The 25,942-nt window shown below is 47.1% G+C and carries 27 protein-coding genes; 2 read left to right on the top strand and 25 right to left on the bottom strand.

What is annotated here, in order from left to right; translation table 11 throughout:
• Window positions 1–17 precede the first annotated feature (17 nt).
• From LCM20_RS05170 to LCM20_RS05145, 6 genes are all read right to left on the bottom strand, one after another.
• Window positions 18–2,222 carry a RelA/SpoT family protein gene (locus LCM20_RS05170; protein WP_225194364.1) on the bottom strand — a complete coding sequence of 735 codons (2,205 nt, stop codon included), beginning with the start codon at window positions 2,220–2,222 and terminating at the stop codon, window positions 18–20.
• 149 nt (window positions 2,223–2,371) lie between these two features.
• On the bottom strand, window positions 2,372–2,884 hold the full coding sequence (locus LCM20_RS05165) for an adenine phosphoribosyltransferase (RefSeq protein ID WP_225194363.1): 513 nt from the start codon (window positions 2,882–2,884) through the stop codon (window positions 2,372–2,374).
• Window positions 2,874–5,195 (bottom strand): single-stranded-DNA-specific exonuclease RecJ, encoded by a 2,322-nt coding sequence (recJ, locus tag LCM20_RS05160; protein WP_225194362.1) that lies wholly within the window; start codon window positions 5,193–5,195, stop codon window positions 2,874–2,876. The genes LCM20_RS05165 and recJ overlap by 11 nt, the downstream gene beginning before the upstream one ends.
• Before the next feature lie 56 nt (window positions 5,196–5,251).
• Window positions 5,252–5,581 carry a lipopolysaccharide assembly LapA domain-containing protein gene (locus LCM20_RS05155; RefSeq protein ID WP_225194800.1) on the bottom strand — a complete coding sequence of 110 codons (330 nt, stop codon included), beginning with the start codon at window positions 5,579–5,581 and terminating at the stop codon, window positions 5,252–5,254.
• Window positions 5,582–5,712: 131 nt separating this feature from the next.
• Window positions 5,713–8,001 carry a protein translocase subunit SecDF gene (gene secDF, locus LCM20_RS05150; protein WP_225194361.1) on the bottom strand — a complete coding sequence of 763 codons (2,289 nt, stop codon included), beginning with the start codon at window positions 7,999–8,001 and terminating at the stop codon, window positions 5,713–5,715.
• 155 nt (window positions 8,002–8,156) lie between these two features.
• On the bottom strand, window positions 8,157–8,453 hold the full coding sequence (locus LCM20_RS05145) for a post-transcriptional regulator (RefSeq protein WP_225194360.1): 297 nt from the start codon (window positions 8,451–8,453) through the stop codon (window positions 8,157–8,159).
• 119 nt (window positions 8,454–8,572) lie between these two features.
• Between LCM20_RS05145 and spoVB the strand changes: the two genes are divergently transcribed.
• Window positions 8,573–10,123 (top strand): stage V sporulation protein B, encoded by a 1,551-nt coding sequence (spoVB, locus tag LCM20_RS05140; RefSeq protein ID WP_225194359.1) that lies wholly within the window; start codon window positions 8,573–8,575, stop codon window positions 10,121–10,123.
• A gap of 16 nt (window positions 10,124–10,139) precedes the next feature.
• Here the strand turns inward: spoVB and LCM20_RS05135 are convergent, their stop codons facing one another.
• Together LCM20_RS05135 and LCM20_RS05130 are read right to left on the bottom strand one after the other, a co-directional pair.
• On the bottom strand, window positions 10,140–10,793 hold the full coding sequence (locus LCM20_RS05135) for a DUF421 domain-containing protein (RefSeq protein ID WP_225194358.1): 654 nt from the start codon (window positions 10,791–10,793) through the stop codon (window positions 10,140–10,142).
• 62 nt (window positions 10,794–10,855) lie between these two features.
• Window positions 10,856–12,142: an ArsB/NhaD family transporter gene (locus LCM20_RS05130; RefSeq protein WP_225194357.1), complete on the bottom strand. Its 1,287-nt coding sequence runs from the start codon at window positions 12,140–12,142 to the stop codon at window positions 10,856–10,858.
• 132 nt (window positions 12,143–12,274) lie between these two features.
• On the opposite strand from LCM20_RS05130, the gene LCM20_RS05125 reads away from it, so the two are divergent.
• Entirely contained in the window at window positions 12,275–12,661 is a 387-nt protein-coding gene (locus LCM20_RS05125; protein WP_225194356.1) for a TIGR04086 family membrane protein, read from the top strand.
• 57 nt (window positions 12,662–12,718) lie between these two features.
• On the opposite strand, the gene yajC is transcribed toward LCM20_RS05125, so the two are convergent.
• From yajC to rpmA, 17 genes are all read right to left on the bottom strand, one after another.
• Window positions 12,719–12,979 (bottom strand): preprotein translocase subunit YajC, encoded by a 261-nt coding sequence (gene yajC / locus LCM20_RS05120; protein ID WP_225194355.1) that lies wholly within the window; start codon window positions 12,977–12,979, stop codon window positions 12,719–12,721.
• A gap of 15 nt (window positions 12,980–12,994) precedes the next feature.
• Window positions 12,995–14,131: a tRNA guanosine(34) transglycosylase Tgt gene (tgt, locus tag LCM20_RS05115; RefSeq protein WP_225194354.1), complete on the bottom strand. Its 1,137-nt coding sequence runs from the start codon at window positions 14,129–14,131 to the stop codon at window positions 12,995–12,997.
• A gap of 28 nt (window positions 14,132–14,159) precedes the next feature.
• Entirely contained in the window at window positions 14,160–15,185 is a 1,026-nt protein-coding gene (gene queA, locus LCM20_RS05110) for a tRNA preQ1(34) S-adenosylmethionine ribosyltransferase-isomerase QueA (RefSeq protein WP_225194353.1), read from the bottom strand.
• A gap of 18 nt (window positions 15,186–15,203) precedes the next feature.
• Window positions 15,204–15,404, bottom strand: coding sequence for a DUF2905 domain-containing protein (locus tag LCM20_RS05105; RefSeq protein ID WP_225194352.1), 201 nt, complete (start codon window positions 15,402–15,404; stop codon window positions 15,204–15,206).
• Window positions 15,401–16,402 (bottom strand): Holliday junction branch migration DNA helicase RuvB, encoded by a 1,002-nt coding sequence (gene ruvB / locus LCM20_RS05100; RefSeq protein ID WP_225194351.1) that lies wholly within the window; start codon window positions 16,400–16,402, stop codon window positions 15,401–15,403. The genes LCM20_RS05105 and ruvB overlap by 4 nt, the downstream gene beginning before the upstream one ends.
• Before the next feature lie 18 nt (window positions 16,403–16,420).
• The gene (ruvA, locus tag LCM20_RS05095) at window positions 16,421–17,038 is read right to left on the bottom strand and encodes a Holliday junction branch migration protein RuvA (RefSeq protein ID WP_225194350.1); all 618 of its coding nucleotides are present in this window, start codon (window positions 17,036–17,038) and stop codon (window positions 16,421–16,423) included.
• Window positions 17,039–17,308: 270 nt separating this feature from the next.
• The gene (locus tag LCM20_RS05090) at window positions 17,309–17,875 is read right to left on the bottom strand and encodes a BofC C-terminal domain-containing protein (protein WP_225194349.1); all 567 of its coding nucleotides are present in this window, start codon (window positions 17,873–17,875) and stop codon (window positions 17,309–17,311) included.
• 80 nt (window positions 17,876–17,955) lie between these two features.
• Entirely contained in the window at window positions 17,956–18,708 is a 753-nt protein-coding gene (locus tag LCM20_RS05085) for a YebC/PmpR family DNA-binding transcriptional regulator (RefSeq protein ID WP_225194348.1), read from the bottom strand.
• A 79-nt stretch (window positions 18,709–18,787) separates the two neighbouring features.
• Entirely contained in the window at window positions 18,788–19,342 is a 555-nt protein-coding gene (locus LCM20_RS05080) for a YhcN/YlaJ family sporulation lipoprotein (RefSeq protein WP_225194347.1), read from the bottom strand.
• Window positions 19,343–19,414: 72 nt separating this feature from the next.
• A complete protein-coding gene (gene nadE / locus LCM20_RS05075; RefSeq protein WP_225194346.1) occupies window positions 19,415–20,152 on the bottom strand; it encodes an NAD(+) synthase in 738 nt (245 codons plus the stop codon).
• 37 nt (window positions 20,153–20,189) lie between these two features.
• Window positions 20,190–21,149, bottom strand: coding sequence for an aminoglycoside phosphotransferase family protein (locus tag LCM20_RS05070; RefSeq protein WP_225194345.1), 960 nt, complete (start codon window positions 21,147–21,149; stop codon window positions 20,190–20,192).
• Complete coding sequence (gene safA, locus LCM20_RS05065; protein WP_225194344.1) at window positions 21,139–22,110, bottom strand: SafA/ExsA family spore coat assembly protein; 972 nt, start codon at window positions 22,108–22,110, stop codon at window positions 21,139–21,141. The genes LCM20_RS05070 and safA overlap by 11 nt, the downstream gene beginning before the upstream one ends.
• Before the next feature lie 192 nt (window positions 22,111–22,302).
• Window positions 22,303–23,178: a prephenate dehydratase gene (pheA, locus tag LCM20_RS05060; protein ID WP_225194343.1), complete on the bottom strand. Its 876-nt coding sequence runs from the start codon at window positions 23,176–23,178 to the stop codon at window positions 22,303–22,305.
• Between the two features lie 15 nt (window positions 23,179–23,193).
• Window positions 23,194–23,643, bottom strand: a complete 450-nt coding sequence (locus LCM20_RS05055; RefSeq protein WP_225194342.1) for an ACT domain-containing protein — start codon at window positions 23,641–23,643, stop codon at window positions 23,194–23,196.
• A gap of 13 nt (window positions 23,644–23,656) precedes the next feature.
• Window positions 23,657–24,937: a GTPase ObgE gene (gene obgE, locus LCM20_RS05050; protein ID WP_225194341.1), complete on the bottom strand. Its 1,281-nt coding sequence runs from the start codon at window positions 24,935–24,937 to the stop codon at window positions 23,657–23,659.
• 13 nt (window positions 24,938–24,950) lie between these two features.
• On the bottom strand, window positions 24,951–25,469 hold the full coding sequence (locus LCM20_RS05045) for a Spo0B domain-containing protein (protein ID WP_225194340.1): 519 nt from the start codon (window positions 25,467–25,469) through the stop codon (window positions 24,951–24,953).
• Window positions 25,470–25,647: 178 nt separating this feature from the next.
• Window positions 25,648–25,938 (bottom strand): 50S ribosomal protein L27, encoded by a 291-nt coding sequence (rpmA, locus tag LCM20_RS05040; RefSeq protein ID WP_035509352.1) that lies wholly within the window; start codon window positions 25,936–25,938, stop codon window positions 25,648–25,650.
• Window positions 25,939–25,942 lie beyond the last annotated feature (4 nt).

Genomic DNA, 25,942 nt, shown 5'->3' with positions numbered 1-25,942 from the left:
ATCTACTCCTTTAAAACTTATTGCATGACACGTCGCACCGTGTACACTTCCTGAATCTGCTTAATCCGCTCCACAATCTTACGCAGGTGACTCGTATTTAGAATCAAAATGGTAATATGAATGGTCGCCATTTTATTGCGGTCTGATTTCCCGGATACAGCTGTAATGTTCGTCTTCGTTTCATTGACAGCCTGTAGCACCTCGTTCAATAGTCCTCTGCGGTCATAACCCCAGATTTCAAGGTCAACGTGGTACTGCTTGGAATCGGTCATCGACGTCTCCCATTTGACAGGGAGAAGACGCGTTTGTGCTTCTTCTGTTTTCACGTTCGGACAGTCTGTTCGGTGAACCGATACTCCCCGTCCCTTCGTGATATAACCGACGATGTCATCACCCGGTACAGGGTTACAGCACTTGGATAAACGTACAAGCAGGTTGTCGACGCCTTCAACACGCACGCCGGAATCCTTTTTCCCTGCCTTTGGAGGGGTTTTGATTTCCGTTGTGCTGACATCAGCTAACGTCTGTTCCAAATCCTGCTCTTTCTGCTTCTGCTTGCGAAGTTTCTCGGTCAATCTCGTTGCAATCTGAGCTGCGGTAATCCCTTGGTAGCCGACAGCAGCAAACATGTCTTCCTCATTGGCAAAATTGAACTTTTCGGAAACGCGGTCCAAGTTATCGGATGTGAGCACGTCCTTCGGCTGAATTCCGAAGTTATGGATCTCACGTTCAACCAACTCTTTCCCCTTGGCGATGTTCTCATCCTTCTGCTGCTTCTTGAAGAACTGACGGATTTTATTTTTCGCCTGAGACGTCTGCGCAAGCTTAATCCAGTCCTTCGATGGCCCGTAGGAATGCTTGGACGTCATGATATCGACGATGTCCCCGGTATTCAGAACGTAATCGAGCGGTTCCATCTTCCCGTTCACTTTCGCACCAATCGTCTTGTTTCCGACTTCTGTATGGATACGATAGGCAAAATCAATCGGCACAGAACCCGAAGGCAGCTCGATCACATCGCCTTTAGGCGTAAATACATAGACCATGTCCGAAAATAAATCGACTTTCAGTGACTCCATAAACTCTTCGGCATCATGCGTTTCACTCTGCCATTCCAAAATTTCACGGAACCAAGTCAGCTTCTCTTCGAAGGATTGTTCAGCGACATCTTGTCTACCTTCTTTATACGCCCAGTGTGCAGCGATTCCATATTCAGCGATTTCGTGCATTTCGTGCGTACGAATCTGCACCTCAAGCGGGTCCCCTTTTGGACCTATGACCGTCGTATGAAGCGACTGGTACAGGTTGGGCTTCGGCATCGCGATGTAATCCTTGAAGCGTCCCGGCATCGGCTTCCAACAAGTATGGATAATTCCAAGTACAGCGTAACAGTCTTTTATACTATCCACCGTAATTCTGATCGCCAATAAGTCATAAATTTCATTAAACTGCTTATTTTGGAGGACCATTTTACGATAGATGCTGTATAAGTGTTTCGGTCTACCATGTAAGTCCGCCTCAATATTGACATCCTCCAACTGATCACGAATTTCGTCCATCACTTCTTCAATGTAATGAACACGTTCGTTCCGCTTCTGCTTCATCAGATGAACGATTCGATAATATTGTTGAGGATTCAAATACCTGAGTGCAGTATCCTCAAGCTCCCATTTGATCGTGGAGATTCCAAGACGATGGGCAAGCGGAGCAAAGATCTCAAGCGTTTCATTGGAAATGCGTCTTTGCTTCTCGGCAGGCAGATGCTTCAATGTACGCATGTTGTGCAGACGGTCGGCCAGCTTGATCAAAATGACCCGGATGTCCTTCGCCATCGCGACAAACATTTTGCGGTGATTTTCTGCCTGTTGTGCTTCTTTAGATTTATATTTGATTTTTCCTAGTTTCGTAACTCCGTCGACGAGCATGGAGACCTCTGGATTAAACGCCTCTTCTATTTCTTCTAATGATATCTCGGTATCCTCCACGACATCATGAAGAAACCCACCAGCAATCGTTTCCGGATCCATTTCGAGGTTAACGAGGATCCCAGCCACTTGGATGGGGTGGATAATATAAGGCTCTCCAGATTTACGAAACTGCTGACTGTGCGCATTTTCTGCAAATTGATAAGCCCGACGAATGAATTCAAGGTCCGATTCGTTCAAATATCGACTCGCCTGCTCTATGACTTCTTCGGCAGTCAGAACTGTATCTTTAGCCATTCAATCACCCTAGTTTCTTTAAACTTACGAACTCGATCGTTAATTCTCATTATCAAAAAAAGTCGAATAAATGTAAAGGAAAACGCGGCCGGGCATTTCCCCGGCTAAAACAAAGAGCGCCCACATGTGGGGCACTCTATCAAAACGGATTAATATTGCATTAGCGTCAGTACGTCGTGATTTTTAAGCTTGTCACGGCCATTTAAGTAAGTCAGTTCAATAAGGAAAGCACATCCAGCTACTTCCCCACCAAGCTGTTCTACTAAATCGATTGTCGCTTCAATCGTTCCGCCTGTAGCAAGCAGGTCATCGATAATCAGTACACGCTGACCAGGCTTGATGGCATCTTTATGAACAGTCAGAACATCTTTACCATATTCTAAACCATAATCTACTTTAATCGTTTCTCTCGGCAGTTTGCCTTCTTTTCTAATAGGTGCGAAGCCGATTTCAAGGGCATAAGAAACAGGACACCCTACGATGAAACCTCTCGCTTCCGGACCGACAACGATGTCGATATCCTTCTTTTTTGCATATTCTACTATTTCGTCTACAGCTGCTTTAAACGCTGGACCATTATCCATTAAAGGCGTGATGTCTTTAAACTGCACACCTTCCTTTGGCCAATCTTCTACGATGGCAATATGCTCTTTATAGTCCATGAAATACTTCCTCCTTGACGATCTTTGACTGCATCGTTAACTGTTGGTTGAACCAATCCTTCAACTCTTTATACGTGGAATAATACAAGGTCTGTTCTATACGTAACTTTTCAGCACGCTGCTGATATAGAACGGATTCCTGCAAGTCCTTTTTAGATGGTTGCGAATTGATTGTTACTAGTCCATTGTCTATTTTAACAAAACCGAGTTCAAAAAACACCTTTGAAATAAAATCGACCATGGAACGGTCCCAGCCTTTTCGTTCGGCCAATTTGTCCGTCTCTCGATTAAGATCGAACGAGCCCCGCTTCAACAGCATACCATAAAACCATTTAAAATGATCCCTTGTCGGCCATTTTTTCAAGAATGTACTTTCTTCCACGCGGTAGCAGGTATAAACCTTACTTACGGTCCTGTCTTTCAGAAATTCCTCAAGGTCTGATAACTGATCAGGTAGGTCAAGAATCATCAATCCATCTATATGCTGCTGGTCGAGTTCTCCAGGTGAATAGACAGGAACCTGATGAGGCGCCTCCTTAGCTCCCTGGAATGAAACGGCTGTCAACGTGTCTTTGTCAGCAGCGGAAATGCTGCTTTCAATTCGCTTTGAACCACGAAGGTCAAAGAGCTGCCAATCTTGAACACAGAAATCTTTGATCATGATCTGCAGATTCTTCCGACCGTTCCATTCGTTGATACCAAGCTCCCCGACGAGATCCAGTTTATCCGCTGGAGCAAGCTGGTGATAAGCATCCCCCATACCAAACGCAATTCCATCCACTTTAGCCTGGTCCTGCTGGAATTGGAATTTCAGGTGGTTCTTTTTGCTTCCTATTAAACGAATCTCTTTCGGTGCCTGCTGCACGTGAAAGAGAGGTTTGGGATTCCCCATACCAAACGGACGAAGTCGGTCGACTTCTTCAATCTGCTTGAGTGAGATTTCATCAAGCGGGACTGTCGTCTCGACTTCGAGCACTTGTTGGTAGTCTTCTGGTTCTAACTTCTGTTCGGCCAGTTGAATCAAGTCCTGCCTGAGTGGATCAATCTGATCGACTTCAAGCGTCATTCCCGCTGCTTGAGCATGGCCTCCGAAGTGTACGAACCGATCACGGACTTCCATGCAGTTCGAGAATAAATCGAAAGCATCGATACTTCTTGCCGAACCCTTGGCCTGTCCTTTCTCAGCATCGATGCCTAGAACGATGGCCGGTCTGTCGAACGTCCGGACAAGTTTCGAAGCAACGATCCCAAGCACCCCCGGATTCCAGCCTTCCTTGGCTACGACAATAACATTCTCCTGATCAGGCCCTCGTTCCTTGAGCATATCTTCAGCTTCTTTAGCAATCTTGGTCACGATTTTTTGACGTTCCTGGTTCAGCTGATCGATAAACTTGGCGATTTCAACAGCTTCTTCCACTGTTTCTGATAGAAGCAATTCCACCGCAGGTGTCGCATCTTGCAGCCGGCCAACAGCATTCAGACGCGGACCGATCGTAAACCCGATTGTTTCCTCATTGATCTCCCCTTCGATTCTGCACACATCGCGCAGCGCCTGGATCCCGGGACGTTTCGATTGAGAAATCGCACGAAGTCCTACAGCTGCAAGCACCCTGTTTTCCCCGTGAAGAGGAACAAGGTCAGCAATCGTGCCGATGACAGCGAGATCAAGAAGCTCTTTCGGAAAACGCCCAAGCAGTGCCTCTGCAAACTTAAAGGCTACGCCTACCCCGGCAAGCTCCTGGAAAGGATACTCCGTCGAAGTCTTCGGATGGATGATCGCGTATGCATCCGGTAGAACTTCCTGAACTTCGTGGTGGTCGGTGATGATTAAATCGACGCCCAATTGTTTGGCAAAGTCCGCTTCAGCGACGGCTGCAATTCCTGTATCAACCGTAATGATGACAGAGAAGCCTGAATCTGCTGCAAATTGAAAGGCTCCTTCGTTCGGACCGTATCCTTCTGTAAAACGGTTTGGAATGTAAAAATCACAGTCTGCCCCGGCTTCTCTTAATGCTTCAATCATTAAGGAAGTAGAACTCACACCGTCTGCATCATAGTCGCCAAAGACGAGGATGGATTCTTCATTCGCAATCGCTTTTTGAACCCTCTCCACGGCTTTCTTCATGCCTCCCATAAGAAAAGGATCGTGAAGCTGCTCGATCGAGGGATTCAAAAACTGTTCGATCGCCTCTGGACTCGTCACATTCCGCTTCGACAACAATTGTCCTGTGAGAGGCGTCAGCCCATCGACCTGAGGACTGGTTGACTCATCGCTATATGTAAATTTCCATTTCATTTTACTTTGTAACATACGTTCACCCCTGACTTGTCTATTATACTAGAGCAACCCAGGGGTAGCAAACAGGATTATGTGGTTTTGTATGAAGTGTCTTCTTCCTCTGTTTCCTTCTCTTCCCCTGACTCAACAGATTCAGTTTCTGTAATTGTCTCGCCTGACTCATCCAATTTTTTCTTAAGTGTATGGTTCTCCCTTTTCAACCGGTAATATCGAACAGCCCCCACAGAAGCCGTGGCCAGTCCACCAAGGAGGACGGAGAGGAGAATCACAAGAATTAGTGGTGCTTCACCCGAACTGAACAGGAAGTTTACCTGTACAGGTTCGACATTGATGACAGCAAAAATGGCAATAACAATTGCAAAGATAATGGAAAGGATTATATAGGTCTGCCCCTTCATATCTTTCTCTCCTTTCATATTCAGTTAGTATGAATATACCCTGAACCCCTCCTTTTCAATCAAACGAGTCGAAGCAGCTCCATATAAAAAGAGAACATGGAATGTATATCCATGCTCTCTTCATTCGTAGGTTAGACTTGTGGTCCACCTGTATTCTTTTTCTTCACGAATTGAATCGGCTTCTCCTTGATGTTGCGTCCGCGCCATACTAACCAAAGCTGCGAAGCAATAAACAAGGAAGAGTACGTACCGGCAACAAGGCCGACTACGAGTGCGAAAGCAAAGTTCGTAATGGACGAAGCACCGAAGATTAACAACATCAATGCCGCAAAGACCACGGTAAGGACGGTGTTGATACTACGTGCTAATGTCTGCATCAAGCTGTCGTTGACGATCTTAGCCAACTCCCCAAAGCTCTTCACTTTCTTCTTCAATTTCAAGTTCTCCCGTATCCGGTCGAACGTAACGATGGTGTCGTTGACCGAATACCCGACGATGGTCAGAATCGCAGCGATGATCGTAATATCGAATTCGATTCTCGTAATACTGAACAATGCGATGATAAAGAAAGCATCGTGCAGCAAGGCGAGGATGGCCGTCAAAGCAAAGAAGATTTCGAACCGGATCGTCACATAAATGATAATGAAGATCGACGCATATAAGACGGCGAGTGCCGCGTTTTTAGCGAGTTCTTTTGCGACAGTAGGTGAAACGGTACTGACATTCGGCGTATTGCCGTATTCATCTTCGTAATACTCCTGAATATCTGTAATGGTTCCCTGCGCAAGTTCCTTATCGAACCTTGCGACCGCAATTTCACCGTTGTCTCCCGCTGAAACGACTTGCTCCGGCGTAACGCCGAATTCTTCTTCAAGCGTTTGTTCGACCTGGTCCAAGTTAATGTTCCCATCATTCGATAGAACAGAGATACGAGAGCCGTTCGTAAAGTCGATTCCAAGATTCAACCTGAAAACACTCAAGGCTATGATCCCGGCAGCTATTAGGATGATCGACAAGCTGAAGAATCGTTTACGAAGACCTACAAAGTCGAATTGGCGTCCCATAACGGTTGCTTCCACTTCTTCTCCGTCTTCGATGTCTTTAATATCTTCAGGCTTAATGCCGAACCATTTCGGTCGTTTGTTCAAGAAGCGGCTCTTCACCCATAACCCCATGAATAGTCGTGTACCATACACGGCTGTAATGAAGCTGACAAGGATACTTACGATTAACATCGTCGCGAACCCTTTGACAGAGCTTGTCCCGAATATGAACAGGACGGTTGCGGCGATAAGCGTCGTAATGTTCGCATCCATTATGGTTGCGAGTGAACGCTTGTTACCTGCTTTGAAGGCGGATAGGACCGACTTGCCTGATTTCAGCTCTTCCTTGATCCGCTCGTAGGTGATGATGTTCGCATCGACCGCCATACCTACACCGAGGATCAATGCGGCGATACCCGGCAGCGTCAAGACGCCGTTCATCCACTCAAAGACGACAAGAATTAAGTAAATATACACAGATAACGTAACCGTTGCGATAACTCCTGGGAATCTATAGTACACGATCATGTATAGGAAGATGATCGCGATTCCGATGAATCCAGCCAGAATCGTATCGTTCATTGCCTGCTCACCAAACTGTGCACCAACAGAAGTGGAGTAGATTTCTTCTAAGTTAGCCGGCAAAGATCCTGCGTTTAGGATGTCAGCTAGATTTTGTGCAGAATCTACTGTGAAGTTCCCGTTTATTTGGACGCTTGTACTTCTGATCGGATCGTTGTTGGTAAATCCTGGTGCCGAGATATAAGCTGGTTCTTCTTTTCCGAATTCCTCAGCAAACGTTGTATCTTTTTCACTGTAATCCAACCAGATAACCATTACATTATCAGGGTATGGCGTGGTAGGATCGTCTCCCTTAGAAGTAATCTCTGATGAGACTTCGTACATTTTACTGGCACTCTTCAACCCTACTGAAACGACGGGTTGGTTTGTGTTGGCATCGAATGTCTGTTGGGCACTTCCCTCGACAAGGTCGGAACCGTCCATATATTCTGTACCGTCAGCACCTCGGAATGAGAGCTCAGCGGTTGTAGAAAGTAATTCCCGTGCCTGCTGCTGATCTTCTACTCCGGCAAGCTGTACGCGGATACGCCCGCCGTCTTCGATATTGATATTCGTTTCACTGATTCCTAATGTATTGACACGGTTATCCAGTGCGGCAGCTGTCGCTTCCAGTACACTGTCGTTGACCTCCTGACTTTCGTCAATTGGCTGAACCTCATACAAGACTTCAAATCCGCCTTGAAGGTCAAGACCTAATCGTATATCTTTCGTAACGCCTGTGATCGTCGTACCGATTGTACCTGCCAGTACGGCCAGTACGAGGAAAAAGGCGATGATACGCCCCCGTTTTACCATGATGCAAAAATCCTCCTTTAAATCGTGACACACCCGCTATGCGATTTCTCTATTTCTTTTTGATGAGTGGTTCTTATAGTTTGCTCCGTAACAATTTTACTACTTTTTTATTATTTGACAACCAGTGTTCGACTTTTTTCACAGGAATGTTGCCATTATGTTCCTTCCTGATGGTGCGTGACTGCTTCGATCGAGGCGAGCAGATCTTCATCCTGATAGGCCTCCGCCGCCAGGTAACTGACATATGTATGACTGCTCAAATGAAAAACGTCCTGGACCATTTCGTAGAGACGCTTCTCCGGCTCACCTTTCCAAACTTTCTTCACGAGACAGTGCCACACCTCTTCTTTTGTGACCCGCTCGTACCCCATCATTCGGAGTTCTTCTACTTTACTCGTTAATACAGGATCAATTTGCTTCTTCCATTTATGAACTGATTTCGATTCGTACATCGCGGCACTCCTTACTGACGAATTGAATGAATTTCACATCCTTGTCATGCCTTGTCCATGAAGACGCATATACTTCATTGTATCTGAATTTTATTACTTTGAGAAGGCGGATTGTCTTTATGTCAAAACAAACCTTTCTTCAAGGCGCTTTAATTCTTGTTGCCGCAGGGCTTTTCACAAGGGTTTTAGGCTTTATCAACCGGATTGTTGTGGCACGGGTTATGGGGGCTGAGGGTGTCGGCCTTTACATGATGGCGCTCCCTACATTGATATTAGCCATGACGATCACTCAATTCGGACTACCTGTTGCGATCTCTAAACGAGTTTCAGAGGCGGACGCTGTTGGAGACGAAAAGAAAATCAAACGCGTTCTTCTCGTTTCACTGGCTGTCACGGGGTCATTGAGTATCATCTTCACGGTCGGTATGTTTTTCTTATCGCCTGTCGTCGCTAAGTATTTTCTAACAGATTCAAGAGCACTTTACCCTCTTCTCGCCGTTACGCCGATCATTCCGATCATCGCGATTTCTTCTGTGATCAGAGGGTACTTCCAGGGAAGGCAGAATATGAAACCGCAGGCTATGTCACAAGTGATTGAGCAAATCGTGCGGATCGGTGCTGTCATCATCTTGACCAAGCTATTTATGCCCTATGGTGTGCAGTATGCAGCCGCCGGAGCAATGGCATCCGTCGTGCTCGGAGAGTTCATCTCGTTGTTGTACATGATGCGCCAATTTAAAATGCAGAAGCGCTTCCGTTTGAGAAAAACGTGGAAAAACCACATTGCTGAAGGCAGGAAAACGCTGAACGAGTTGATGACGATTGCCTTGCCGACGACCGGCAGCCGCTTCATCGGTTCACTGACGTATTTCTTTGAGCCGATCCTAGTCGCACAGAGTCTTGCGATTGCCGGACTTGCTGCTGCGGAAGCAACGAAGCAATACGGAGAGCTGACCGGATATGTCCTCCCGCTGTTGTTTCTGCCGACCTTTCTCACGCATGCCTTGTCGGTATCGCTTGTCCCTTCCATCAGCGAAGCCGGTGCAAAAGGACATAGTCAGACGATCCAGTACCGGATCTTGCAATCGATCCGATTATCGCTCGCATCAGGCGGCGTAATCACTGTCGTCTTTATGATTTTCCCAGTCGTGATTTTATCGACCGTTTACGGGACGAGCAATGGCGCTTTTATGCTGCAGTTTATGGCACCGTTCTTTCTGCTTCACTACATCCAGACGCCGCTTCAAGCAAGCCTGCAGGCACTGGACTTGGCCAAGCCTGCAATGTGGAACACGTTGATCGGAGCTGTCATCAAATTCGCTGTCTTATTCACCTTGAGTTCGAAACCAGAATTCGGGATTCAAGGCGTTGCAGCTGCCATCTCATTCGGTGTCGTCATCGTCACGTTGCTCCATATGGCTGTCCTGATGAAGCATAAGGTCATCGTCTTCCCTGTTCTATTATTCACGAAATTCGGTGCGATCATGGCTGTCACCGGGTATCTCGGCTATACGATGAAGCAGTACATCGACTTGGACAGCCTTACTCATTTGTTCATTGTCGGCACCGCTCTCACCATCATCTACTTCATCCTGTTGTTTGCCTTTAAGCTGCTGACAAAGGAAGAATGGAACATGATCCCTTGGAACCGCATCCTTCATAAAAAATAACCGCCGGGTTTGGCGGTTATTTTTTGTATTCGTCTTTTTCGTCCATTTGGATTTCCCCTTCTGCATTGATGGTGCAGAGAGAGACTTCTTCTGGAGAATCGAACCCTTGCTTCTTCACTTCTGATCGTAACCACTCTTCATCCTTGTCTATGTTCTTCAGACCACTTTTTTCAATGTGGCCGTCTGAAATGAGGACTACGGCATACCCAGAAGTACCGTCTTCTTCTTTTTCAAAAACAGAGAGTTTACCGGATGGTTCGAGAATGGCGTAATCGACGTCACCAATCTGCTGAATGCCATGTTCACGGAGCTGAAGCAGCAAGTCGTTGAAATTGTAGCGCTGCTTGCGCATGGCATGTTCGTCTATGGCTCCGTGTTTGACGATGACCGTCGGCCTTCCGTCGAACCAGTTGCGGAACGTCTGATTTTTCAGGGAGAACCATGCACTGAATAATTGAATGAGGAGAATGGTGACCATGGGGACGATCGCCTGCCAGATCGGTACATCTGTATTTTCGATAAGGACCACTGCGATTTCAGCAAGCATGACAAATACGACTAAGTCCATGACGCTCAGCTCGCCGATTTCTCTTTTTCCCATGAACCTGAAAATAAGCAGAATGACAAAATAGGTGAGAATGGTACGTAATATAATGGATAGCACCAGCACGTCCGGCCACGACCTTTCAGTTGGAATTCCTACTTATAAGTTCACCTATTTTGTTCATTTTATTAAAGAAACGGAATCAAATAACGGAAAAACACGTAAACGGATGACATGATGAGCGACAAGATCAGGACGGGGACACCGTACAAGGAAAAGCGGACAAACGAGATCGGCTGATTGTAGCTTGCCGCAAGACCGGCGACGACGACGTTCGCCGAAGCTCCTACAAGCGTTCCATTGCCTCCAAGACAAGCACCGAGGGCAAGTGACCACCAGACAGGGTCGACGTCCATCATGCCATACCCTTGTAGTTCCTGAACGACCGGAATCATGGCGGCCACAAACGGGATATTATCAACTACCCCAGACAGGATTCCTGAACTCCACAGCATGATCATCGATGTGACCGGCATATCCCCGCCTGAGAACCAGACCATGCCTCTTGCCATCTCATCAATGACACCGACCGTTTCAAGCCCGCCAACGAGCATGAACAGTCCCATGAAGAAGAACAGCGTCACCCACTCCACCTCTTCAAACACTTTCTCGACATCCAATTCTTTTTCAGTCAAAAAGAGAAGCAGTAAAGCCCCGCTGACAGCGATGGTCGTAATATCCATGTGTATGAACGGATGCATCATAAACCCGATGATCGTTAGCAGAAGAACGGAAAGAGAGCTGACCAGCAGCTTGGACACTTTCAAATGCTCAGAAGCGTCCATGTTCATCAGATCTTCTGCAAGCTTCTCATCGTATGTCAGCTTGTTTCGGAACAACAACATCATAATGGAGACAACCGCTGCGAAAATGAGAAATACAATCGGTCCCATGTGATACAGAAAGGACATAAAGCTGAAGTGCTTCACCGCCTGTCCGATCATGATGTTCGGTGGATCCCCGATCAGCGTCGCCGCCCCCCCGATGTTCGAACAGAAAATGGTCATTAATAGATAAGGGAAGGCAGGAAGCTTCAGTCGGTCAATCAGAGACAGCAATACAGGGACAAAAAGCAATACCGTCGTGACGTTGTCCAAAAAAGCGGATCCGACAGCTGTAAAGAGCGCGGTCACAAACAGAAGCGGTACCGGACGTCCCTTCACTAACTGTGCAAGGCGGATCGCTACGAAGGTGAAGACGCCTGTTTTCTTCGTAATCGAAACGAGCACCATCATAGAGAACAAAAGAGCAATGGTCTGCCAATCGATGAAGCCGAATGCTTCCTCCCACTGATATACGTTCGTAATCAAGAGAAGGACGCCTCCAGCGAGCGCAACTAAAGCTCTATTCCACTTCTCGGTCATGATCAACACATAGCTGACGATAAAGATGAGTAAGGCCAATACGGTAGACATAGATCTTCCCCTTTATCAACGACTTTTCTTTATATCTATTCAAGTCATCAGGAAAATATCTACTTCTATCTATGTGGACATCCTGCATATAGTGAAATGACAAGCTTCTTTGATTGAGAGGGGGGAAATGATATGAAGAAGATGGTTCTAGGTGTTCTCGGATATGGGATAGGCTCGATCTTCGCATTAATGATTCTCTTTGCCGTTGTGCTCGCCTTGCTTCTACGGTTCACTTCCATGGAATATTCTACGCTGAATCAGATTGCTCTCATCTCAGGCATCAGCATCCTGGCCTTCGGAGGCATGATGGCCGCTTACAAAGGCGAACAGAAAGGCTGGCTGTCAGGAGGATTGACCGGACTATTATTCGTTCTGTCGATGGTGTTATTCCAAGTCATTTTTGAAAATCAGTGGGTATCGCTCGCTCAGTGGAGTTACTTCGGAGGGTTATTACTGGCGGCATGGCTTGGAGGAATGATTGGAGTCAATTTACCTAGAAGAGCTGTGAGAAGGTCATAGCCGCATGTACAAGAAATCCCGTCACGAGGCCGTAACGGGATTTCTGCATCTTACTTTTTAGTCATTCATTTTTTCACGGATGGATGAACGGTCGAACTTCATCTGTGTACCGTCTTGAACAGTCAGTACAAGAGTCCCTTCGTCGATTGCATGAATCGTTCCGTGCATACCTCCGATTGTGATGATTCTATCTCCCTTTTGCAGATCCGACTGCATTTGCTGCACCTGCTTCTGTTTCTTTTGCTGTGGACGGATCAATAGGAAATAGAAAATGACAAACATTAAAATAATAGGTAATAGACCTACTAATGTCTCCATTTATTTCCCCCCTTTCTAAAAGTTCTTTGCGTTCGGTTTATTGAAACCATACTGCTCAAAGAATTCATCTCTAAAGTCACCGAGTCGGTCTTCTTTAATAGCCTCACGCACTTGACCCATTAATTTTAACAGAAAATAAAGATTATGATAAGTCGTTAGTCTAAAGCCGAACGTCTCATTGGCTTTCACCAGGTGACGAATGTAGGCACGACTGTAGTTACGGCACGTGTGACAGTCACAATTTTCATCAATTGGACGGAAGTCACGGGCAAATTTCGCATTACGAACGACGAGTCGGCCGTTGGACGTCATACACGTCCCGTTGCGGGCAATTCGTGTCGGCAGGACACAGTCGAACATATCAATGCCGCGCATGCTTCCATCTATGAGTGAGTCAGGTGAACCGACTCCCATCAAATATCTCGGCTTGTCATTCGGGAGAAGTGGTGTCGTGAAGTCCAGAACGCGGTTCATCACGTCCTTCGGTTCTCCAACAGACAGACCACCGACCGCATACCCAGGGAAATCCATAGAGGTAAGATCCTGAGCACTTTGACGACGGAGATCTTCATATTCTCCACCTTGAATAATTCCGAACAGACCCTGGTCTTGAGGACGCTGGTGCGCTTCGAGACATCTTTCCGCCCAGCGGCTTGTCCGCTCCACAGAATCTTTCATATACTTATGCTCTGCTGGATATGGTGGACATTCATCGAATGCCATCATAATATCCGCGCCGAGGTCGTTCTGAATGCGCATAGCTTTTTCCGGAGAAAGGAACAATTTCTCACCACTGATGTGGTTACGGAAATGAACCCCTTCTTCTTCAATTTGACGGAGGTCACTCAGACTGAAGACCTGAAAGCCACCTGAATCCGTCAAAATGGAGCCGTCCCAGTTCATGAATTTGTGCAGGCCACCTGCCTCCTTCACGATGTCCTCTCCGGGTCTGAGCCATAAGTGGTACGTATTCGAGAGGATGATCGGCGCCCCCATACGCTCCAGTTCTTCCGGGCTCATCGTCTTAACGGTTGCTAATGTTCCAACGGGCATGAACATCGGAGTCTCAAACGAACCGTGCGGCGTGTGCACTTTACCGTACCGTGCACCTGTCTGTTTACATGTGTGTATTAATTCATAAGTGATCGCCATAATTATTGGTCCTTTCTATCATTGTTGCTTATAGAATAAGCATTGCGTCGCCGAAACTGAAGAAACGGTAACGCTCTTCCACGGCTTTCTGGTAAGCCTCTAATACGAAATCACGACCCGCAAAAGCACTGATGAGCATGATCAGTGTCGACTTCGGCAGGTGGAAATTCGTAATCAGGCCGTCGATCGCCTTCAATTTGTGTGGTGGATATATGAAAATATCCGTCCAGCCTGAGGCCTCTTGGAACGTACCATAATCCCTCACCACCGTTTCGAGCGTACGTGTGGAAGTCGTCCCCACCGAAATGATGCGGCCACCTTTATCTCTTACACGGTTCAGTTGATCCGCCGTCTCTTTCGAAAGCTGATAAAATTCGGCATGCATGTCATGCTCTTCCACGTTATCTACGCTGACCGGGCGGAACGTACCAAGTCCGACATGCAGAGTCAGGTAAGCCACTTCCACCCCTTTATCCTGCAGCTCCTGAAGCAATTCTTTAGTAAAGTGCAGTCCAGCCGTCGGGGCAGCTGCTGACCCTTCCTCTTTGGCATACACAGTCTGGTAACGATCGCGATCAGACAGCTGCTCTTTGATATAAGGAGGCAGCGGCATTTCGCCAAGAGACTCCAGCACCTCGAGAAAGATGCCATCGTAAGAGAAGCGGACTTTCCGCCCTCCGTGCTCCTGCACCTCTGTGCATTCTGCAACAAGCTGGTTGTCGCCGAATACGATGCGCGTCCCTTCCTTCACCTTCTTGGCAGGCTTTACGAGCACATCCCACTCATCCCCTTCCGTTTGGTGAAGAAGCAGCACCTCAACCTTACCACCTGTATCTTCTTTCGCCCCATACAAGCGGGCGGGCAGCACTTTCGTGTCGTTCAACACTAAGCAATCCCCAGGTTGAATAAACTGTGTGATATCAGAGAACTGTTGATGCTTGACGGATTGATTCTCACGGTCCAGCACCATAAGCCTGGAAGAAGTGCGGTCCTCAAGCGGGACTTGAGCAATTAATTCTTCCGGCAGCTCAAAATCATACTGCTTAATATCCATATCTATCCCCTATTCTACCTAACGTATTTTTCCTATAAAATAAAAGATCAGTGACAGGACGATACTGACAACAATCGATGTCATAATTGGAAAATAAACCGTTGTGTTCCCTTTTTTGAATATGAAATCACCGGGCAGCTTTCCGATAAATGTCCAGATCACTCCGATCAATATAAATACAATCCCTATCACAATAAAGATTTTCCCAAAGTCCGTCAAGAGTTCGGCAACTCCTTATTAAAGTGTGCGTAAGCTTTCGGTGTCACGATCCGCCCTCTAGGTGTCCGCTGAATGAACCCGATTTGAAGGAGGAACGGTTCGTAAACATCTTCGATCGTCTGAGATTCTTCCCCGATCGTAGCGGAAATCGTATCCAATCCGACAGGTCCGCCTTGGAACCCATCGATAATCCCAAGCAAGAGCTTATGGTCAATGAAGTCAAGGCCCTCAGCATCGACTTGAAGCATTTCAAGTGCCTTTTGTGTCGTTTCCTTCGAAATGACAGACTCGCCTCTTACCTGGGCGATATCCCGTACACGCTTCAATAGCCGGTTCGCAATACGAGGCGTCCCTCTTGAACGTCGCGCCACTTCCACGGCCGCATTAAAGTCGATCTCTACATCAAAAATATCCGCCGTCCGTTCTACAATAGAACAAAGTGCTTCTGTATCATAGTACTCCAATCGGCTGTGAACACCGAAACGATCTCGTAAAGGGGCGGATAATAAACCAGCCCTTGTCGTAGCACCAACGAGTGTGAAAGGAGGCAGGTCGAGGCGTACTGATCGTGCACTCGGACCAGATCCCACCACGATATCGAGACAGAAATCCTCCATCGCTGGATAAAGGACTTCCTCCACTGAACGAGGCAGGCGGTGTATTTCATCAATGAACAGTACGTCCCCAGGCTCTAACGAGGACAAGATGGCGGCTAAATCGCCAGCCCTCTCAATCGCGGGCCCGGCTGTCGAACGGAACTGAACGCCCATTTCGTTTGCGATAATCGAAGCGAGCGTCGTTTTACCCAGCCCTGGTGGACCATAGAGCAAGGCGTGGTCGAGAGGTTCGTTCCTCATCCTCGCCGCTTCGATGAAAATGCTGAGGTTGTTTTTGACCTGGTCCTGCCCAATATATTGTTTTAACGTTTCCGGCCGCAGACTGAGTTCTAAATCCTGATCGGTCGATTGCTGTTCTCCCGAAATCATTCGATCTTCCACTACAGCTCCTCCCTTTCGTTACTTTTTCATTAAAAGCTGTAAGCCTTGTCTCACGAAGTCATCCACTGTGCCTTCCTTCGCCTTCTCAAGCTCTGTTCGAACAAGCTTCACTTCTTTTTCTGTGTATCCTAATGCTTTTAGTGCTTCTACAGCATCTTCGATTCGCTCGCGCTTCTCCTGAGTCGTGAGGCCGTCTTGGTAGAAAATCGTATCCTCATTCTTCTCATCAGGCAGCCAGACAATCAGCTTGCCTTTCAAATCTAAGATCATCTGACGAGCTGTCTTTTTGCCGACTCCCGGGAACTTCGTCAAATACTTATCGTCTTCCTGCTCGATTGCAGAGACGAACTCAGGCACACTCACCGTACCTAGAATAGCCAGTGCTCCTTTAGGACCTATACCCGAAACGTTCAGCAGTTGCGCAAATAACTGCTTGTCCTCTTTCTTCTTAAAACCGAACAATGTCTGCTGGTCTTCTCGTACATAATGGTATGTATGAACTTTTACTTCTTTATTGAGATGGTCCTGAAAACGGAATGGATTCGGGCAGAGTACCTCATACCCAATGCCACCTGCTTCAAGATAAATCGCTGTATCTTCAATCGTAGTCAATTGTCCTTTAATATATGCAATCATGGCGTTAAACCCTCTCCAACTATATTCCTTAACTTTCTTATTGTAACATAGAAGCACATGTTCGCCTATTGTTTGCGGAGGGGTTCTGCCAAAAAGGAAAAGGACGGCAGGGCTTGAGAACCCCTGCACGAAACAGCGGACAGAACTTGATCCGATGGAGCCGTTACACTTCACCCCTGACAATTACATCAAAAAAAACAGTGATATAAAAAGAGGAGACTCCTGCGTTTGGAGAATTTCTCTTTTCACATCACTGTTTCTTGGATGGTGCTATACGGGTTCTTTCGTTGACAATTGTTCCAGCACTTGTTGGAAGTGGCGGAAGTCTTGGATTTTAATGCCTTTTTCAAGTTCCTGTCTTCGTTTCGATTCCAAAGGTTTGACGGGGATGGGTTTAAAAGATTCAATGACTTCCCCGTTGCCCGGCATTCCTCGGAATACGGCGATTTCGCCGTTATCGGTCAGCCCGAAGTACCCCTGCTTCTTCGTCAAGGGAGAGATGTCTTCGACTTGACGGCTGAACACGATGCGCTCGAGTTCCTGTGATTCGATCGTCCATTGTTCATATTCTGCCCAAAAATCCATCATAGACCAAATGGTTTCCTGTATTTTCGTGGTTTCCGTGACTCCGTCGAGGTAATGCTTATTCAATTCGACGGTCAACTCCAGCGGCTCAGCGTTCACTCGGGAAGATACAGCGTTCACTTTTTCTGAAGATGGAATCATTGACCTTTCCACCTGTCCTTTTTGTGCAAAGGGCAGGTCGTTACTTTCCATCCCTTCTTGACATCCTACTACTGTCAACAATAAAAGAATGGTTCCAACCAACCGTAACATGTCAGGTCCCCTCCTAATTAAAATAACTTCTGTTTCTAGTGTGTCCAGAAACAGAAGTTATTATCATAGATGTGAGGGCGTTACGTTAATTTTTCTAAGACTTCTTCGTCGGCGTCGAGGTTGTGATAGACTTCGGATACGTCATCGTTATCCTCGAGCATGTCGATCAGCTTAAGCATCTTCTCGACCCCGTCCTCATCAAGAGGGGTGTACGTCTCAGGAATCATCGTCACTTCATTTGTCGTGAAGGTGTACCCATCGTCTTCAAGTGTCTTTTTGACGTCTGTGAAGGACTCAGGTTCTGTATAGATTTCGAAATGACTGTCTGTCGTTTCCATATCTTCCGCACCTGCTTCGATGGCTTCAAGGAGCATCTCCTCTTCATCAGCGTCCGATTCAGTACGATCGATGACCAAATATCCTTTACGGTTGAATAGAAAAGCTACACAGCCGTTCTCCCCGAGGTTGCCGTCATTTTTGTTGAAGGCATGGCGGACATCGGCAGCTGTTCGGTTCTTATTATCCGTCAATACTTTCACCATGACCGCTACTCCGCCAGGGCCATACCCTTCATAAGTGAATTCTTCATAATTGACGCCGTCGAGATCTCCGGTCGCCTTCTTAATGGCGCGGTCGATATTGTCATTCGGCATATTGTTGGACCTTGCTTTATCAACGGCCTGACGAAGCGGCGGGTTCATGTCCTGATCCCCTCCACCCTCTCTTGCAGCCATATAAATTTCACGTGCGAGCTTCATGAAAAGCTTTCCGCGTTTTTTGTCTTGTGCACCTTTGCGGTGTTTAATGTTACTCCATTTTGAATGACCAGCCATGGACATTCTCCTCTCCAAAGCAAATCTTTTCCTTTACAAATATACCATATGTAAAAGAAAAGATTAAAGGGAGAGGATGTCAGCGGTCCTGTTTAAAGAAGTGCATGATTTTGTCCTTGATCTCGTCAGGGGCTTCTGATGCCCTGAGGCGCGCGTTCATGTCTTTATAATTGTCCCATTTGTTGTTGTTGATCCAGATGACGGTTTGTTTGTCCGTCACTTCTTCCGCTTTTTGCTGGACGCGTTCTGAAATCGTTGAGTTGCGGTAATCATAAGGGTTGACCATGACCGCAATGTACACTTTGTCATTTGTCGTGAAAGCTTGCGTGAGCGTAACCTCTTTCAGTTCATTGACTTTTTCTACAATCTCCATCGAGTCTTCGTTGTTAAAAGCGTTGTCCCGACCTCTGCTGGTGTTTTGGTATTTACTTTCCAGATGATCTTGTTCAGCTGAGCGCTTGAAGTAGCTGTCCTCACCTGTCGGGATCTGCCCTCTTCGCTCAATCCCCTCATCCGCCCGGTATTCAAGCGGCTCATACTTGTCTGTATTTTTCTCGAGGTCCAGTGTTTCATCTGAACCACAGGCTGCTAAACTAAGTGCAAGAAGAAGTGACAGCGTTGCTGGTTTCCACATAAAAAAACATCCTCCTTTTTCCCTTACTATGGGTTAAGGAGGATGTTTATAGTCTGTTAATATTCGCCATTGTTACTGCGGCGGAGAAGGTGGCATTTGACGCTTGTGAGCCGAGCGCTTATGCAGGGCTTCAATGATTTCACGGTCCTTGTCGGGAATTTCTTCGCCTTTAAGGTGTTGATCAATCATAGCATAGCTTGTGCCCATCTCATTTTCGTCTGTCTGGCCTTCCCAAAGGCCGGCACTTGGCTGCTTATGGATGACTTCGTCCGGAACACCGAGGTATTCCGCCATTTCACGGACTTCACCTTTTGTGAGGTTAGAGATCGGTACGAGGTCGACCCCGCCGTCCCCATATTTTGTGAAGTATCCGGTGTACCATTCAGCCGCGTTATCTGTACCGACAACTAAATAGTTGTAATTGGTCGCCACTGTGTACAGTGTACTCATTCTCAGTCTTGCGCGAAGGTTTGCATCGGCAAGCTGTTCGTTTTCTTCGTTGAAATCACCTGTTTGTTTCAGTTGATCTTTGATCGTACTGAACATCACATTGTGTGTCTCCGTCAAATCGACGGTCATAGATTTCAAATCGCAGGCATCGATGACACGTTTGGCATGAACTTGATCGTCCGATTGACTTTTGCATGGCATAATGACACCAAGAGAGTTGTCTGGGAATGCTTTCTTAATCAGGTTCGATACGACAGCCGAATCAATTCCACCACTGACGCCTACCAATAATCCATTTACATTTGCTTCTTCTTTCTTTTCGCGAAGCCACGAAACGATTTCTTCTACTTTTTTCTCCACAGGATTGTTCATCCTTTCACAGAATGGTATATCTAAATCATAGCATAGATTCTGTAGACTGGACAAACATCTTGCGGTTGGACCAGGCTTTGTCGAGCTTCCTGATGTGCCTTGAGAGTGACGTCTCCCCGCGTAGACTCTTCCGGTATCCGAAAAGCCACTCCCTTAACAAATCCGCGGGCACATGCACCCCCTGGAGCCACAGTTTATGATCATCGACAAATTCAAATTGTGTTAAAAGATCGGCAGGTTTTGAGTAAAAATACGGTAAAAAGCGCTGCCCCAGTTGTATATAATCATAAATGAATGGTCCGGTATGAAGAAGATCGAAATCAATCATTTTCGCCTGGGCAGCATCGTCGATCATGAAATTATGATGCGCCACATCCCCGTGCAGCCATTCATGATTCTCCCATGCTTTTTCTTCGACTTCACCCCAAGGGTGGTTGGCGAACTTCTCCAATTGCTTCATCATACTTGTTCGGAGTTCATTGAACAGCTTCATTCTCCGCATGTCATAAAATACATCTCTCGTTTCTTCGAACTGCTCGAGCCTCCGCTCCCATTTAATGTAGAGAGGATCCTTCGGAATAGCGAGCACGGCAATCCCCTTTGTCGTTCGGTGAAACTGCCTGAGAACATGGATGGCAGCATCCTGATCCCTTTTCTTCCCGAAATGAGCATGCCTGCCTTCCACCCATTCGAACAATCCCCACTCACAGCCAAGTTTACTTTTTGTGTACGTTTCGGAGTCAAAAGGGAGAGGGCGGGCAGCTGTGGACTCTGCATAATTCCAATGGTTGAAGAATTCGAGCTGTTGGGTCAGGATGTGGGGCCTGCGATATCCTTTTAAAATCATTCGTTTTCCTTTGTAACGGACTTGGTACACTTTCGGTTTGATAGTCCTTTCGAGCGTGATCGGCAGGTTCTGCTCTGTTTTCAGCCAATGAAAAAGGCGATCCGTATATGAATCGCCTTTTCGATCATCACTCCTCATTTAGATCATCATCCCGCCATGGGTTCTGCCCCATTTGAGGATAACCTGGTCCCTGCATGCCTTGCCACGGTCCGTATGGTGACCATTGACCTTGACCGGGTCCTGGTCCGTGTCCTGGATACCATCCGCCGCCTTGTGGCATCTGACCATAAGGGTTTTGCTGTGGCATGTACGGTTGCTGCATATGAGGCTGCTGAGCGTACGGCATTTGGCCACCAGGAGCCATTCCCGGTCCATAACCATAAGGCTGCGGGTTTCCACCGCCTCCACATCCGCAGTCTCCGCCAGCCTGCGTGCCCGCTACCATATCCGGGCTTTCTTCATACCCACCCATCGGTCCACAGCCTTGCATCGGCGCAACGTTCATGGGCATTTGATGATGCATCGGCATCTGCATCGGCTGCATCGGATGCGGTGGGCAGCAGTAGCAATCTGAGTGCATGAGCTGCGGCTGCATCGGCATCTGTGGCATCGGCTGGGCCATAGGAGCCTCGACACCTTTCACAACAGGCTGCTCTACGGACTCAGAAGATTCTTCCGGCTCCGCCATCGGCATCTGTGGAAGGTGGAATGTTGTATAATAGTTCTGCATCTGCTGATCGATACTCGGCATCTGCATATTCATGTTGATCGGTTGAGGTTGCGGCTGGATTGGCATCATCGGCTTCTGCATGACACCTTTCACCGGCTTCTCTTTTTCATCCTCTTTAATGACCGGCATCGGCTTCGGTGACGTATCTTTATAAGGCGTCTTCACCTGTGCTTCCTTCTTCACAGGAGCCATTTGCGTCTCTTTTTTCACAGGCTTAGTTCCTTGAGGGACTTTGATTTTCATACCCGGCATTATCATATCAGGATTGGAAAGCTGGGTATTCATGGCTTTCACCTCTGCAAAGTCGACCCCATACTTCTTAGCGATTGTCCAGAGTGTATCTCCTTTTTGTACAATGTGAATTCTCACAATTGCAACTCCCTTCCTGTAAATCTTAAAAAGCAATAAGACAATAATAGCTTCTTAACACTCTATGCAGAGAGAGGCAAAAGATTGATGAAAAAGCCTAAGATTATCACAAATAAAAAAGAAAAAGACCCCAAAAATCCTTCTACATCAAGGATTCCGAGGTCTCTTTCTTTTTGAGCCCAAAACATTGATTCACGAGCTCTTTACAGGAGACGGGACATCTAATTGATAACTTGGATAAGTTCCAAGCACTTTGATCTCGCAACCGAGCGCAGCCAGTTCTGCCTGGACGCCCGGGAATAGGACTTGATCGTACGGCTGATCGACATCAATCAGGAAAAAGTAGTTGCCAAGTCCTGTCTTCATGGGTCTGGATTCAATTTTGGATAAGTTCATCTTACGCCACGCAAAGGCTGCAAGCACTTGGTGGAGCGCTCCAACATAATCTTTAGGCAGCGTAACCATGACTGTCGTCTTATGCTTCGACGGCTGATGATCTTTAACTTTCAACGTCTGTGCTTTTTTCTGGACGACGGCGAACCTTGTATGATTGTTATCATAATCGTGAATATCCGTATCTAGGATCTTCAGTCCGTTCTGGTCTGCTGCCAAGTGGTTTCCGATGGCCGCAATCCCCGGCCCTTTCTCTGCCACGATTTCTGCTGCTCTTCCCGTGGAAGCCGTGTACTCCAGTTCAGCAGCCGGGTAATGGTGGTGAAGGTACTGGTGACACTGCGCAATCGCATGGCTGTGCGAATATACTTTCGTAATTTCTTGTTCGCTTTGGTCTGGGTGGACGAGCAGATGCTGTTTAATCGGAACCGTCAGCTCTGCGATGATGGACTGATCCACCTGATGGACCAAGTAATCGATCGTTAAGTGTACAGATCCTTCAATTGCATTCTCAAGCGGAACGACTCCTGTTTCGACTTCCCCATTCTCAACGGCATCGAGACAGGCAGGGATACTTTCATAACTGACAAACGTTCCGCCGTCAAAGAGTGCGTCCACCGCCATTTTCGTAAATGTTCCTTTAGGTCCTAAATATCCAATACGTTGATCTCCCATGACTACCTCTCCCTTTTAAGCTCCAGAACTTAGAATTTCCACTCGATCGACGAAATCGAGCTTATGCAGCTTTTGCAACAGCTGCTCGATCGTCCCGGTCAAACCGGTCGTATTCAATGATAGCGTCACATTCGCTTTGCCTTGTAATGGAATCGTCTGATGAATCGTCAGTACGTTACAGCCGGAATCGGCGACCGTCTGCAGCAGATTCGAAAGGGTCCCCGCACGGTCTTCTAAATGAAAGAACAGCGTAATCATCTGTTCCTTCACCATCGCCTGAAACGGAAAGACCGCGTCACGATATTTATAGAAGGCACTGCGAGATAAGCCGACCTGTTTGACGGCATCATAAATCGATTCCACTTTCCCTCTTTCCAAAAGAGCCTTGGCATCAATCGTCTTCTTCATCGCTTCCGGGAGGATGTCACTACGGACTAAATAAAACTTTTCATTATAATCCGCCATTGTTAACTCCTCCTCAGTCTACAAATTCAAATTCGTATTCCATCAGACGGACCGTGTCTCCGTCTTTCGCACCGCGTTCACGCAGCGCTTCGTCTACCCCCATGCCACGCATCTGGCGGGCAAAACGGTTGATCGATTGATCGGTAGAGAAATCGGTACGTTTGAACAAGGACTCGATTTTCTCTCCATAAAGAACATAAGCTCCGTCGTCCGCACGCGTAATCTTGAACGGCGCCTCTTCTTTTTCGAACTTATAAACGACACGCTCATCCATCTCTTCAATCGGGTCTTCGTTCTTCGGTAATTGATCCAATTTATCTGCAACAGCATACAACAAGTCCTCAAGACCTTCTCTTGTTGCTGTAGAGATTGGGTAAATGTCTACGTCAGGACCAATCTGCTCTCTGAACATCTCCAAATGATCCGCCGAGTCGGGAAGATCCATTTTGTTCGCCACAATGATCTGTGGACGGTCCTTCAGCCGCTCATCATAGGAAGACAGTTCGTGGTTAATGGTCACGTAGTCTTCGTACGGGTCGCGTCCTTCAAGACCGGACATATCAATCACGTGGAGAAGGAGTCTTGTACGCTCGACGTGGCGTAGGAATTGGTGACCGAGACCGACTCCTTCGTGGGCTCCTTCAATTAATCCCGGAAGGTCTGCCATGACGAAGCTTCTCTGGTCCTGACTCTCTACGACACCTAAGTTCGGCGCAAGCGTTGTAAAATGATAATCCGCAACTTTCGGTTTGGCTGCTGTTACAGTTGATAGGAGCGTGGATTTTCCGACACTTGGAAATCCGACAAGCCCGACATCAGCAAGCAGCTTCAGTTCAACAACGACGTCAAGCTCTTCGCCCGGTTCACCATTCTCAGCAATTTCGGGTGCACGGTTACGCGCCGTTGCAAAACGCGCGTTACCGCGGCCACCACGTCCTCCTTTGGCAATAACCGCTCTCTGCTTATGCTCGGTTAAATCGGCAATTACGCGCTCCGTTTCAGCGTCTTTCACCGTCGTACCCGGCGGAACACTGACAACGAGAGCATCCGAATTCTTACCGTGCTGCTTCTGGTTCATGCCATTTTCGCCCCGTTTGGCTTTAAAATGGTGCTGATACCTGAAGTCCATCAATGTATTTAATCCTTCATCTACTTCAAAGACTACGTCACCGCCGTTGCCTCCGTCGCCTCCAGCGGGTCCACCCATTGGAACATATTTTTCACGTCGGTAAGCGACTAGACCATTTCCTCCGTCGCCACCTTTGACAAACACCTTAACCTGATCGACAAACATGCTCTTCACCTCTTTATTCTATCGTCATCTCAACGGAGAGCTCTTGATCCTCAAAAATCGTCGAGATAAATCCTTCTTCATCAAGCTTTCGTTTTAATTCCTGTCCATCTTGGAACACGCCGTCCCATTCCCAGCTTACCCCAACCATCGAAGGTTGATCACCTTTATACAGGGTAACGGTTCCTTCATATAATTCACCATCCACATGATGCATTTCCATCAGCTGAAGCAGCTTCTTTCCATAAGCCAGTAGCGTGGAATCATGACGGGATAAATCAATATTTTCCTTCAATTCATACGTCAATCTGAATTGTTCAAGCTCGTAATTGAACGACATCAGCCATAGTGTAAAGGCTGGAGACCGACTGTTCAACAATCGGCGCTCCTGTTCCGCCTCATCTTTCACCTGACTGATTTGATCCAATAATCGGTCCTGCTTGCCTAGCGACGCATAGCCTTGGATCAATTGGATTTGATTCATCCAGTCATGACGCTTATGTCGCAGTAGTGTAATGATCTCTTCTTCTCCCACAACCCCAGCCCCTTCCGAACCTTTTCATGATAATAAAAAGTATAGCAGATGTGAGAGGCAAACTAAAACATCGCCTTTACATAAGGCGTCCTTTTATCACCCTATAGCTATAAAAAAAGCCACGCTTATGCAAAATGCACAGCGCGGCTTCTTACGTATGAAACCATACAATATTCGTTTACGCTTCCTGTGCTACAGGATAAACGCTAACTTTTTTGCGGTTACGTCCGTAACGCTCGAATTTAACAACACCGTCTACTTTCGCAAACAATGTGTCATCTCCACCACGGCCAACGTTCGCTCCTGGGTAAACCTTAGTACCGCGTTGACGGTAAAGGATAGAACCAGCAGTAGCTTGTTGTCCGTCTGCACGCTTCGCTCCAAGACGCTTAGACTCAGAGTCACGGCCGTTCTTTGTACTACCTACACCCTTCTTCTGGGCGAAAAACTGCAAATCAAGACGTAGCATGAGT

The organism is Halobacillus litoralis (genome assembly GCF_020171725.1).
In the GTDB taxonomy this organism is placed as follows: Bacteria; Bacillota; Bacilli; order Bacillales; family Halobacillaceae; genus Halobacillus; species Halobacillus litoralis_F.
Note: the sequence above shows the minus strand (reverse complement) of the source record. Positions and strands in the feature narration are given on the sequence as shown.